The organism is Streptomyces sp. NPDC034103, from assembly GCF_055575395.1.
Window position 1 is genome coordinate 1 of the sequence record NZ_JBVISS010000024.1, and the last position, 11,899, is coordinate 11,899.

Sequence of the window (11,899 nt, forward strand, 5' to 3'; positions counted from 1 at the left end):
AAACGCCCGGTTACATTCCGAACCCGGAAGCTAAGCCTCACAGCGCCGATGGTACTGCAGGGGGGACCCTGTGGGAGAGTAGGACACCGCCGAACAAATTTTAAGAAAACCCCCGTACCGGGTATCCGGTACGGGGGTTTTTCTATTTCACCAGCTGTGTTTCGTACGCCAGGATCACCGCCTGGATACGGTCCCTGGAGCCCGTTTTCGCGAGAACGCGGCCGACGTGGGTTTTCACCGTCGATTCGGCCAGGTGCAGGCGTTCGGCTATCTCCGTGTTCGTCCAGCCCTTGCCGATGACCGTGAGGATCTCGCGTTCCCGTTCGGTGAGGGAGGCGAGGCGTGGGTCCTCCGGTGCGGTGGTCGGTGTCGTCGTCGGGAGGTGGTGGGCGTAGGCGTCCAGGAGGCGGCGGGTCAGGCTCGGGGCGACCACCGCGTCGCCGGTCGCCACCGCCCGTATCCCTGACAGCAGGTCCTCCGGCTGGGCGTCCTTCACCAGGAAGCCGGAGGCGCCGGCTCTCAGGCCCGCGTAGGCGTACTCGTCGAGGTCGAAGGTCGTGAGAATCAGGACGCGGGTGCGGGCGCCGGTCGCGATGATGCGGCGGGTCGCCTCGATGCCGTCGAGGCCGGGCATGCGGACGTCCATCAGGACGACATCGGGGTGGAGTTCGGCGGTCAGGCGGATCGCCTCGGTGCCGTTCGTGGCCTCGCCGAGGACCGTCAGGTCGTCCTGGCTCTCCAGGAGCATGCGGAAGCCGAAGCGCTGGAGGGGCTGGTCGTCGGCGATGAGGACGGTCGTCACTGGGGGGTTTCCTCCGGTAGGTGAAGACGGACCCGCCAGCCCTGCTCGGGGTGGGGGCGGGGGCCGGCCTCAAGTGTGCCGCCGTACAGGGCCGTTCGCTCGCGCATTCCGTGCAGCCCCCGGCCGCCGGTGCCGTCCGGCTCGCCGCCGCGGCCGGTGTCGGTGACCGTGACAGTGACGGCGCCGCGGTCGTCGTACGACGTCTCGATCTGTGTGGTGGCTTCGGGGCCGCCGTGTTTGAGGGTGTTGGTGAGGGCTTCCTGGATGACCCGGTAGACGGTGAGTTGGCGACCGGGGGTGAGGGAGGGGGTGCCCTTGGTGGTCGTGGTGACGGGGAGGCCCGTGCGGCGGACGCCCTCGATGAGGTCGGCGAGGTCGGTGAGGGCGGGCTGGGGGGTCAGGTCGGCGGCGGTGGGGCTTTCTTCGCGTAGGACGTCCAGAAGACGGCGGAGTTCTGTGAGGGCCTGGCGGCTGGTGGTGGAGATGGCCGACAGGGCCTGGGCGGCGCGGTCGGGGGACTTGGCGGCGGCGTAGCGGCCGCCGTCGGCGAGGCCGGTGATGACGGAGAGGTTGTGGCCGATGATGTCGTGCATCTCGCGGGCTATGCGGGCCCGTTCGGCGGCCGCGGCGAGCTGGGCCTGCTGGTCGCGCTCGGTCTCCAGGCGGCGGGCGCGGTCCTCCAGGGCCTCGGTGTAGTCGCGGCGGGTGCGGACGGCCATGCCGAGGACGGCGGCGAAGGCCGTCGACATCAGCGCGGGCAGCACCTGCTGGTCCCAACTGCCCTCTGGGTGGCGGACGGTGGAGACCACCTCCGGGGTGACCACGAGGGGGATGGCCCACCACAGGGTCCGCAGGGGCAGGCGCAGGGCGATGTTGTGGACGAGGATCAGCTGGAGCAGGGCGGCCTGGAGGTTCGCGCCGGTCCAGGCGTTGACGAGGGCCAGGGGCGCTGTGCACAGCAGGGCGGCCGCGGGGTGGGTGCGGCGCCGGAGGAGAGGCAGCGAGAGGCCCAGGGTCAGGGTGAGGAGCAGCGCGTCGGGGACGTCCTGGTCGGCGGCGATGTTCTTCCAGCCGCCACCGGTGTAGTCGATCAGGGCCGCGGTGACCCAGAAGCCGGTGAGCGCGAGGTCCCAGGGCAGGGGGTGGCGTCGGTCGAAGACGCGTACCGCGTGGGCGATGTGCTGCACCCACCGGATGAGGGGTTCGGCCGCCGGTGTCTCTCGCTCGTCGGGCATGGGGTCCATGGTGCGATGGTCCCCGGTGCGGTGGGTACGGGGCATCCGGCCGCGGGGTTATATGAGGTGAGGGGGCTGGTACCCGGGTACTACCGTGATCGGTATGAGTGACTCGAACCCCCTCCCGTACGTCGTCCGGCCCATACGTGCCGACGAGTGGCCCGCCGTGAAGGAGCTGCGGCTCGTCGCGCTCCAGGACCCGGCCGCGCCGGTCGCCTTCCTGGAGACGTACGAGAAGGCGCTGACCCATCCGGAGTCCTTCTGGCGGGAGCGGGCCGCGGGGGCGGCCGAGGACACCGGTGGGGTACGGCAGTTCGTGGCCGAGGCCGCGGACGGGAGCTGGGTCGGGTCCGTGACCGTGCTGATCGAGGAGGCCGGGACGAAGGACTGGGCGGGGTTTCCCGTCGAGCGGGACCAGGGGCATCTGGTCGGGGTGTTCGTACGGCCCGAGTGGCGGGGCGGCGGGGTGACCCGGGATCTCTTCGCGGCTGCCGTGCAGTGGGCGTGGGGTCGCGGTGTCGAGGTGGTGCGGCTCATCGTGCACGAGCGCAATCCGCGCGCCCAGGCGTTCTATCGCAAGGCCGGGTTCGTGCCCAGCGGGAAGGTCGTGCCGTTGAACGGGGAGACGGAGCTGGAGTTCCTGCTGGAGCGGGGCTGAGCGGCAAGCGGCGCTGTCAGACCGGGAGTTCGTCGTGCGGCCAGCGGGCCCTTGCCTGTTCCCGGGACCGGAGCAGTGCCAGGGTCGGCAGGCCCCGGTCCGCTCCGGTGGCCAGCAGCTCCGGGAGCTGGGGAAGCGGAGCCACGGCGGCGACGTCGTCGAGGACGAGCGTCAGTGGTGGGTCGAGGCGACCGGAGGATGACCGTTCGGCCATGTGCCGGCCACGCTCGACCACGCTGGAGACGAGGGCCGTCAGGAGGGGCATGGCGCCCGGGTTTGTCCTGGGGTCCTCGATGGATTCCCCCACCACGTAAAGCGTGCCCCCTTCGTGGACGAAGGAATCCAAGGCAAGGGCATCAGTTCGGTTGGGAGTGCACGCCTCACGGATGTTGACCGTGAAGAGGGCGGCGAGCGCCCGTCCGGTCAGTTCCTGGGCGATGTCCCGGCGCTCGGGGTGCGCGGTGAGCGCGGCCTCGAGCTCGCCCGCCGAACCGGGGGCCGCCTTGGGGTTGGTGCGCAGGATGCGGACCGCGTCCTGGATCTGGGTGCCCTGGGCCCAGCGGTGGACGTGGCGGATGGTGCGGCCGTCGACGGCGGCGGCGTGCAGACAGCTCCGCAGGAGCGTTTCGGCCACGTCGGCCACGGCCTGGTCGATCTTCGCGGTGGGCCGGACGGGGGAGAGCAGCGCGCTCGCCCTCGCGGTCGCCGTCCCCTTGTCCTCGCAGCCCGCGGTGGGGGACCAGTGGAGGCGGGCCGGGGTGTCGCACAGGTGGGCGGGGTCGTAGAGGTGGACCGGGCCCAGTTTGCTGCGGGCGTCCTTGGTGTCGGACCAGACGGCCGGGTTGGAGGTGACGACGAGGATGGCACCCTCGGCGTCGCGTACCGCCTGGGTGGCGGTGGCCAGACGGCTGTCCCGCGGGGCGACCAGGACCTTCTCCACCCGTGCGGGCAGCGTCGGTTCCGGCGCCGGGGGCTCGGGTTCCACCCGGGGGATGGGCACCTCGTGCAGCGCGACGGTCTCGGTGACCGGCTCCGGGGATGCGGGCGGCTGCGCCACGAGCGGGGGCTGCGCCATGGCCGGCGACTGCCCCGCGACCGGCGACTGCTCCGCGACCGGCGTCGCCTGGACGGTTGGCGTCCCCTGTACGGTCGGTGCCGTCTTGCGGGCCCGTCGGACCGCCTTCCAGCGGGCCCAGGTGCCGAGGACGAACACGGCGAGGACGGTCAGCACCATCAGCTGGCCGATGAACAGCCCCCAGAACAGCCCGTACCCGGACAGGGCGTCCGCCGGGGTCTCCGGCCAGGCGCCCTGCATGTCGCGCGGCTGGACGACGAGGTGGCGCATGGCCAGGGGCGTACGGGTGAAGGTGACGCCCGGGGGCCAGTGGCCGTGGGCGAAGAGGCCCGCGAGGCCCGTGGCCGACCAGACCAGACCGGTCATGCCGATGAGGAAGGCGAGTATGCCGACCAGCAGCCCGTCGGGGATGCCGCCCTGGCTCTCGTGCCGGTGGTCGTCCGGTCTCACCATTACCCGTCCTCCCGCCTACGCCACCGTCGACTCGGAGTCACCCATGTGCTGCTCCACGAAGGCCGCCGCCCGCTCCTCCGCCTCCAGCTCGGCGGCGCGCAGGGCGTCGTCCGCGAGGTCGCTGGAGGACTCGGTCATCGCACGGTCGGTGAAGACCAGCGGTCGTTCGGTCTCGGTGATGAGGTGCTTGACGACCTGGACGTTGCCGTTGACGTCCCAGACGGCGATGCCGGGGGTCAGCGACGGGATGATCTCCACCGCCCAGCGGGGCAGGCCGAGGACCCGGCCCGTCATCCTCGCCTCGTCCGCCTTCTGGGCGTAGATCGTCCGGGTGGACGCCATCTTCAGGATCGCCGCCGCCTCCTTGGCCGCCGCCCCGTCCACCACGTCGGACAGGTGGTGGACGACCGCCACGAAGGACAGGCCGAGTCGGCGGCCGAACTTCAGCAGCCGCTGGAACAGCTGGGCCACGAACGGGCTGTTGATGATGTGCCAGGCCTCCTCGACCAGGAAGATGCGCTTCTTCCGGTCGGGGCGGATCCAGGTGTGCTCCAGCCACACGCCGACGATCGCCATCAGGATGGGCATGGCGATGGAGTTGCGGTCGATGTGGGACAGGTCGAAGACGATCAGCGGGGCGTCCAGGTCGATGCCGACCGTCGTCGGGCCGTCGAACATGCCGCGCAGGTCACCGTCGACCAGACGGTCCAGGACCAGGGCGACATCGAGTCCCCATGCCCGTACGTCGTCCAGGTCGACGTTCATCGCCTCGGCCGACTCCGGTTCGGGGTGCCGTAGTTGATCGACGATGTCCGTGAGGACCGGCTGGCGTTCGACGATCGTCTCGTTGACGTAGGCGTGGGCGACCTTGAGCGCGAAACCGGAGCGCTCGTCGAGGCCGTGACCCATCGCGACCTCGATGATGGTCCGGAGCAGGGCGAGCTGTCCGGTCGTCGTGATCGCGGGGTCGAGCGGGTTGAGGCGGATGCCCATGTCCAGGGCCGCCATCGGGTCGAGGCGGATAGGGGTTATCCCCAACTCCCGCGCGATGAGGTTCCATTCACCCGCCCCGTCCTCGCCCTGGGCGTCGAGGACGACGACCTGGCGGTCGCGGAAGCGGAGCTGGCGCAGGATGTATGTCTTCTCCAGCGCCGACTTGCCGTTGCCGGACTCGCCGAGGACCAGCCAGTGCGGTGCCGGGAGCTGCTGGCCGTAGAGCTGGAAGGGGTCGTAGATATAACCCTTTCCGGAGTAGACCTCGCGGCCGATGATGACGCCCGAGTCGCCCAGCCCCGGGGCGGCCGTGGGCAGGTAGACCGCCTGGGCCTGGCCGGTGGAGGTGCGGACGGGCAGGCGGGTCGTCTCGACCTTGCCGAACAGGAAGGACGTGAAGGCGTCGGTGAGGACGGACAGCGGATCCCGCATCAGCGACTCAGCCCCTACCTTCGGATTCCGGTGGCGAACGGCAGTGTGTTCACGAAGGCGCGGTGGTGCTCTCTGTCGCACCACTCCAGCTTCAGGTACGACTTTCCGGCCGAGGCCCGGATGGTCCGCTTGTCGCGGGCCAGGGCCTCGGGGTTGCGGGAGGAGACGGTGATGTAGCCGACGAGGTTGACCCCTGCCGCGCCGCTGGCCAGGTCCTCACCGCGCTGGTCCAGACGGTTGTGGGAGGCGACGTCACGGGGGTCGACGGTGCGGTTCATCTTGGCGGCGCGGGACGCCTCGGCCTCGTCGTTGGTCTTCTCGGTCAGCATGCGCTCGATGGCGACCTCGGTGGGTTCGAGGTCCATCGTCACGGCGACCGTGCGGATCACGTCCGGGGTGTGGACCAGCAGGGGTGCCAGGAAGTTGACGCCGACGGGGGTCATCGGCCACTCCTTCACCCACGCGGTGGCGTGGCACCAGGGCGCGCGGGTCGAGGACTCGCGGGTCTTGGCCTGGAGGTACGTCGGCTCCATCGCGTCCAGCTCGGCCGGCCAGGCGTTGCGCCTGGTCATCGCCTGGATGTGGTCGATGGGGTGGTCCGGGTCGTACATGGAGTGGATGAGCGAGGAGAGCCGGCCCTGACCGAGCGGCTGGCGCACGCGGATGTCGGCCTCCTGAAGGCGCGAGCAGATGTCGGTCAGCTCACGCGCCATCACGACCGCGAGGCCCGCGTCCCGGTCCAGCTTGCGGCCGGCCGTGGGGCGGGCCGCGCGGGCCATGGCGTGCGCCTCGGCGGACAGCTCGCGGGTGAAGTGCATACAGGCGACGAGGTAGGCGCGGTGCTGCTCGCTGCTCGTCGACACCATGGACTGCAGTTGGTCGTACGACTGCTGCAACCAGCCCGGTGCCTTGTCGTCCCCGCGGACGGCGACGTCCTTGGCGTGCGCGTCGGGGTCGGCGGGCAGGGTGCGGGCGAGCATCTGGAGGCGGGTGACGAAGCCGTCGCCGTTGGCCACGTGCTTGAGCAGCGTGCCGAAGCGGTCGACGAGGGCTTCCTGGTCCTCGGAGTCGCGCAGGCCGACACCGGGGCCCTCGATCTCGATGGCGGCGGTGACGGTCCTGCGGTCGGCGTGCAGCAGTACGGCGATCTCGTCCGGCCCGAAGGGCGCGGCGAGCCAGGTGATACGGCCGATGCCCGGGGGCGGGCCGACCTCGACCTCGCGGCCGTCGGCATGGATGCCGGCCTCCATGACGCTGGAGCGGTAGGTGGCGCCGCGGCGCAGGGACCGCTTGTAGCTGCGGTTGATCTCGAACCACTTGTAGAACGTGCGGTGCCGGTAGGGCACGTAGACCGCCATCAGGGCGATCAGCGGGAAGCCCATGAGGAGCACGATGCGCAGGGCCAGGACGGGGACGAGGAGCCCGCACATCATGCCGAGGAACGCGCCCACGATGATGAGCGCGATCTCGCCGGTCTCACGGTTGCGGCCGACGATCGCGTTCGGCCGGGCGCGGCCGATGAGATAGGTACGGCGGGGTGTGACCGCGTGGGACATATGGGCTGCGTGGGAATCAGCCGTCAACGCCCGTCACCTCCTGTGCGGTTGTTGCGGTTGTTGCTGGCGTGCGGGGTGTTCACCGCGCTGCTCGAACGGGGCTGGGGTGCGGCGGAGGGGACAGATCCGCCGCCGCTCCCGCCTGAGCCGCGGGTGCTGTGGGCGGCCACGCCGCCGGAAGCGGGGTTGGAGGGGCGGGCGCCGCTGTTGGCGGACTGGCCGCCGTTGTTGTCGGCGCGGGTGCTGTGGGTCTTGATGCCCTGGGCGACGAGGGTCGCCGGGGAGCTGATGACGGCTGCCGCCTTTCCTTCCGCGCCCTGCATGATGCGGTTGTTGCGGGAGCCGGCGATCTCGTCGCCGAAGCCGGGGACGAAGCGGTAGATCATCGCGCTGGCGAAGATGGCGAGCAGGATGATGGCGAGGCCGGAGACCACGGCGGAGAAGGCGTCGGGGCCGTCGTCGGCGGACAGCGCGCCGGCCAGCCCGAGGACGATCACGATGACCGGCTTGACGAGAATGACGGCGATCATGATGCCCGCCCAGCGGCGAACGTGGCCCCACAGGTTCTTGTCGACCAGGCCCGCGTAGACGACGGTGCCGAGGAGGGCGCCGACGTAGAGCAGTGCGGCCCGGATGACCAGCTCCAGCCACAGCACGCCGGCGGCGAGGATGGAGACCAGGGAGACCACGATCAGCATGATCGGGCCGCCGCCGATGTCCTCGCCCTTCCCCAGGGCGCCGGAGAAGGTGCCGAAGAACGTGTCGGTCTGGTCGCCGGTGGCCTTCGCGAGGACCTCGGTGACGCCGTCGGTGGCGGAGACGACGGTGTAGAGGATCAGCGGGGTGAACGCGGACGCGAGCACGGTGAGCCAGAGGAAGCCGATCGCCTCGGACAGGGCGGTGCTGAGCGGCACCCCGCGCACGGCCCGCTTGGCCACGGCGAGCACCCAGAGCAGGAGCGTGAGGATCGTCGAGGCCGCGAAGACGACGGCGTACTGCTGGAGGAACTTGGGGTTGGTGAAGTCGACGTTCGCGGTGTCCTTCACGGCCTCGCTGAGCTTGTCCACGGTCCAGGCAGCGGCCTCGGCGCAGCCCTTCGCCAGGGAGGAGAGGGGGTCGGCGGTGGAGGTGGTGTCGGTGATGGACGAACGGCCGGCACCGCGGCGGTCACCGCGTTCGCAGTAGTCCTTGGCGGGGCCGACGATGAGGTCGCACTTGTTGTCCCAGGGGCTCGGCGAAGGCGAGGCCGAGGGGGACGGCGAGGGGGTGGGGGCGGCAGCCGCGCGGGTGGCCAGCAGCACGGCGGCTGTCTGTACGGCGGTGAGGGCGGCGGCGACCTTGAGCGTGCGGCTACCGGGCATAAGTGAACCCTCCGTACTCCTCGACGGCCTTCGCCATGTCGTCGGCGCTGGAGGCCTTGTTGTCCCCTGGGACCGGGGCGGGGCCGTCCTTCTGGGAGAAGCTGTCGACCTTCCAGTCGCCATCGGTCCAGCGCAGTTGGAGGGTCATCGTGAACCAGTCGCTGGTGACGGGGTTGGTCGAACCGTCGCCCGCGGTGCCGTACAGACCGGTGCACCACACCTCGGCGGTCGCCGAGGCGTCCGAGAAGTTCGAGACCTTGGTGCCGACGGGGACGGTCCGGGAGACGTACGTGCGACCCTCGGTCGCGTTGCCGTTCTCGTCCAGGCCGACGCTGCTCAGGAACTCCTTGGAATAGGCCTTGTCGAACTTGGCCGAGAGCTCGCCCTGCTTGTCGGGGACGAAGACCCGTCGCACGATCTCGGCCCGCTGGGCCGGTCTGAGGATGTCGGCCGAGACAAGCGCCACCGCATAGTTCGCCGCCGCGCTCTGCGCCCCCTGCTCGTCCCGGGCGAAGCCCGACTGGACCGGCTTTGTTCCGGTGGCCGCGGTCGTCGCCACCTCCGGCTTCGCGCCGCCGTTTCCCGCGCTCGGGGAGGCGGAATCGTCTCCTCCGCGGTTCGCGAAGGCGATCGCGGCGATGAGGACGACCACGACGCCGACCACCGTGACCAGGCTGCGGGACGAGGAGCGGGCGCGGGGACGCGCACCCCCGTACTCGTCCTCCGGCAGGCGGGTCCGGGTCTGACCGGAGCCGCCGTAGCCGCCGTAACCTCCGGAGGCCTCGTGTTCGTCACCGGGACTCATGCCGCGTACGCCCCCTCGACGTCGTACGGAAACACGTAGGAGTACGACGGTAGCCGTGCTGGTTCCCGCGCGGGCGCGGTGTGGTGACTCGACATCAGGGAAACGCAACCTCAGCCGGTGGGCACGACGGGCGGGTGGGATGGGAGGTGATGGCCGGGCGTGCCCGGGGACCGGTGGAATGCCTGCTAGACGGCCATGCCGTACACGATGGTGAAGAGCGTGCCGAGTGAGCCGATGATGAAGACGCCGGTGAGGCCGGCGATGATCAGGCCCTTGCCCTGTTCCGCGCTGAAGGTGTCCCGCAGGGCTGTCGCGCCGATGCGCTGCTTCGCGGCGCCCCAGATGGCGATGCCGAGGCAGAGCAGGATGGCGACCGCCATGACGACCTGGATCATCGTCTTCGCTTCCGTGCCCAGCGCCCCGAAGGGGCCCCAGTCCGGAGCGATCCCGCCGATGATGGTGTTGATGTCTCCCTTGTCGGCCGCAAAGAGCATGTAAGTCACCGCCCCTGGTGGGTAGTTCCGCTACCCCTGCGGTGCGCAGAGGTCAGGCCTCATTCTCGCTGACAATTCCACCGTCGTATGTCGACTTGGCGTCATTGATTGGCGGGTTTCGTACGAATGCACTGCCCCGTCACTCTGTGTATCACGGCAGGTCACGCCGGGCAATGAGGCCGGAGCGGAACCTTCGTGTGGTTCCGTCGTTGACCTCTTCTTGGCATCCGTGGTGCTGGTGGCACCCATGTTCTGTGGGTGAAGGCTATCTCCGTGCTGCCCGGACACGAGGAACGGGCCACGGCTGGATGCCGTGGCCCGTCCAGATGGTGACTGAGCGTCACCCTGTGAAGGCGCTCACTCCGGCCGGCGTGCCCCAGCCGGTCGGGCCGTCGAAGCCCGTGGCCGCGGTGCAGAAGTAGCTGGTGGAGCAGCTGCCGTTGTTGCCGGTGGTGACGTCGTTGAGGGCCGAGGTGTGCCGGTAGGGGTACTGGGCCGGGTAGTCGCTGCTGCCCGGGGTGCCCGCGAGGGCGTAGACGGCGGCGATGATCGGGGCGGAGGCGCTGGTGCCGCCGTAGGTGTTCCAGCCGGTGCCGTCGGCGCCGTAGGTGTCGTAGACGGAGACTCCGGTGGCCGGGTCGGCGACGGCGGAGACGTCGGCGATCATGCGCTTGGAGCAGCCCGTGTCGGTCTGCCAGCTCGGCTTGGCGTCGTAGGAGGAGCAGCCGGAGCCGGTGCCCTCGGTGCTGCTGGTCCTCCAGACCGACTCGGTCCAGCCGCGGCTGGTGGAGGAGGTGGAGAGCTTGGTGCCGCCGACCGCGGTCACGTACCGGGAGGCGGCCGGGTACTCGGCGCCGTAGGCCTCGTCGCCGGCGGAGACGGTGATGACGACGCCGGGGTGGTTGAAGTACGAGGAGTCGTACGAGGTGTCCGAGGAGGACTCCGAGCCGCCGTAGGAGTTGGAGACGAACTTGGCGCCCAGCTTGACCGCCTCGTTCACGGCCGTGCCCAGGTTGGCCATGCTCGACGACTTCGCCTCGACCAGGAGGATGTGGGCGTTGGGGGCGATGGCGGAGACCATGTCGAGGTCGAGGGAGATCTCGCCCGCCCAGCCGCTGTCGGCGGCGGGCAGGGAGGTGGTGGAGCCGGTCTGGCTGACCTTCTTGAAGCAGCCGTTGGCGGTGGTGCACGCCGACAGGCCGTAGTAGGAGCGGTAAGTGGCCAGGTCCGCCTCGGCGTTGGGGTCGTCGTAGGCGTCGACGATCGCGATGGTCTGGCCGGAGCCGCCGGAGGAGGAGGCGGAGGTCAGGCCGTAGGCCGATCGGAGGTCGCTCGGGCCGTATCCGGTCGGGGTGGCCGAGGAGGCGTCCGGCCGGATGGTCCGGGGCGCTACGCCCTTGAGCGCGGCCTGCTTCTCCATGTAGGCGGTGGTGCCGCTGGTGACGCGCAGGGCGTTGCAGGCGGCGTAGCCCTTCTTCGGGGTGGTGCCGCACGCGTTCTCGTAGCGCACGTGCGCCTTGGCGACGGCTGCGGCGAGGGTTCGGGCGCTCACCTTGTGCGGTGCGGGGTCAGCGTGGGCGGCGGTGCTCAGGCCGGCGACCAGCAGGGCGGCGCCGGCCGCGGCGGCCGTGCCGATCCGGTGCCATCTGCCGGATATGTGGGGGGCGTTGGTACGCAACGTAAAGCCTCCTGTGAGGGGGATGCAGAGGCCTGCGGTGGGGGAGCCACCGGTGAGGTTCCCGGTGGGGGCGGCGGCCCGCGTCGACCATCCCCTTGTTGAGTACGTGACAACAAGGTGGGTGGTGGAATCCTGACTACCGCCATACCGAAGGGGGTTGCCGGGTTACCGATCAATGGCGGGGGGATGGTCGACGGATGGCGCCGCCTTGACCATCCGCACGCGGCGCGCGCATGTCTCGGGCGGCGGTCCGCGCAGCCGTGCCGGGACGCGGCCGGTTCTCCTTCCGCATGATCACCCCAGAACGACAAAGGCACCCCTAAACTGACGTGGGCGTCGGACTCCGGGGCAGCGAGG

At 70.3% G+C, this 11,899-nt stretch carries 10 protein-coding genes and 1 rRNA gene; 2 read left to right on the forward strand and 9 right to left on the reverse strand.

What is annotated here, in order from left to right:
* Positions 1-95, forward strand: a 5S ribosomal RNA gene (rrf, locus tag ACZ56U_RS37685); the annotation flags it as partial.
* A 47-nt stretch (positions 96-142) separates the two neighbouring features.
* Here the strand turns inward: rrf and ACZ56U_RS37690 are convergent.
* Together ACZ56U_RS37690 and ACZ56U_RS37695 are read right to left on the reverse strand one after the other, a co-directional pair.
* The gene (locus ACZ56U_RS37690; RefSeq protein ID WP_469088449.1) at positions 143-802 is read right to left on the reverse strand and encodes a response regulator; all 660 of its coding nucleotides are present in this window, start codon (positions 800-802) and stop codon (positions 143-145) included.
* Complete coding sequence (locus ACZ56U_RS37695) at positions 799-2,046, reverse strand: sensor histidine kinase (RefSeq protein WP_469088450.1); 1,248 nt, start codon at positions 2,044-2,046, stop codon at positions 799-801. Before ACZ56U_RS37695 ends, ACZ56U_RS37690 begins: the two co-directional genes overlap by 4 nt.
* Positions 2,047-2,140: 94 nt before the next feature.
* On the opposite strand from ACZ56U_RS37695, the gene ACZ56U_RS37700 reads away from it, so the two are divergent.
* Positions 2,141-2,695, forward strand: a complete 555-nt coding sequence (locus ACZ56U_RS37700; protein ID WP_469088451.1) for a GNAT family N-acetyltransferase — start codon at positions 2,141-2,143, stop codon at positions 2,693-2,695.
* Between the two features lie 16 nt (positions 2,696-2,711).
* Here ACZ56U_RS37700 and ACZ56U_RS37705 read toward each other — a convergent pair whose 3' ends face one another.
* The 7 genes from ACZ56U_RS37705 to ACZ56U_RS37735 all read right to left on the reverse strand — a co-directional run bounded on the left by ACZ56U_RS37705 (position 2,712) and on the right by ACZ56U_RS37735 (position 11,542).
* The gene (locus ACZ56U_RS37705) at positions 2,712-4,220 is read right to left on the reverse strand and encodes a TraM recognition domain-containing protein (protein WP_469088517.1); all 1,509 of its coding nucleotides are present in this window, start codon (positions 4,218-4,220) and stop codon (positions 2,712-2,714) included.
* Positions 4,221-4,238: 18 nt separating this feature from the next.
* The gene (locus tag ACZ56U_RS37710; protein WP_469088452.1) at positions 4,239-5,648 is read right to left on the reverse strand and encodes an ATP-binding protein; all 1,410 of its coding nucleotides are present in this window, start codon (positions 5,646-5,648) and stop codon (positions 4,239-4,241) included.
* Between the two features lie 14 nt (positions 5,649-5,662).
* Entirely contained in the window at positions 5,663-7,204 is a 1,542-nt protein-coding gene (locus ACZ56U_RS37715) for an SCO6880 family protein (protein ID WP_469088453.1), read from the reverse strand.
* 23 nt (positions 7,205-7,227) lie between these two features.
* The gene (locus tag ACZ56U_RS37720; RefSeq protein WP_469088454.1) at positions 7,228-8,565 is read right to left on the reverse strand and encodes a hypothetical protein; all 1,338 of its coding nucleotides are present in this window, start codon (positions 8,563-8,565) and stop codon (positions 7,228-7,230) included.
* Entirely contained in the window at positions 8,555-9,370 is an 816-nt protein-coding gene (locus tag ACZ56U_RS37725) for a DUF8175 domain-containg protein (protein ID WP_469088455.1), read from the reverse strand. The genes ACZ56U_RS37720 and ACZ56U_RS37725 overlap by 11 nt, the downstream gene beginning before the upstream one ends.
* Before the next feature lie 185 nt (positions 9,371-9,555).
* Positions 9,556-9,864: a hypothetical protein gene (locus tag ACZ56U_RS37730; protein WP_007383036.1), complete on the reverse strand. Its 309-nt coding sequence runs from the start codon at positions 9,862-9,864 to the stop codon at positions 9,556-9,558.
* A gap of 340 nt (positions 9,865-10,204) precedes the next feature.
* Positions 10,205-11,542 (reverse strand): S53 family peptidase, encoded by a 1,338-nt coding sequence (locus tag ACZ56U_RS37735; RefSeq protein WP_469088456.1) that lies wholly within the window; start codon positions 11,540-11,542, stop codon positions 10,205-10,207.
* Positions 11,543-11,899: the final 357 nt, after the last annotated feature.

Coding starts and splice junctions, on each gene's coding strand:
- ACZ56U_RS37720 (WP_469088454.1), bottom strand. CDS start 8,565: ATGCCCGGTAGCCGCACGCTCAAGGTCGCCGCCGCCCTCACCGCCGTA.
- ACZ56U_RS37710 (WP_469088452.1), bottom strand. CDS start 5,648: ATGCGGGATCCGCTGTCCGTCCTCACCGACGCCTTCACGTCCTTCCTG.
- ACZ56U_RS37725 (WP_469088455.1), bottom strand. CDS start 9,370: ATGAGTCCCGGTGACGAACACGAGGCCTCCGGAGGTTACGGCGGCTAC.
- ACZ56U_RS37700 (WP_469088451.1), top strand. CDS start 2,141: ATGAGTGACTCGAACCCCCTCCCGTACGTCGTCCGGCCCATACGTGCC.
- ACZ56U_RS37695 (WP_469088450.1), bottom strand. CDS start 2,046: ATGGACCCCATGCCCGACGAGCGAGAGACACCGGCGGCCGAACCCCTC.
- ACZ56U_RS37715 (WP_469088453.1), bottom strand. CDS start 7,204: ATGTCCCACGCGGTCACACCCCGCCGTACCTATCTCATCGGCCGCGCC.
- ACZ56U_RS37730 (WP_007383036.1), bottom strand. CDS start 9,864: ATGCTCTTTGCGGCCGACAAGGGAGACATCAACACCATCATCGGCGGG.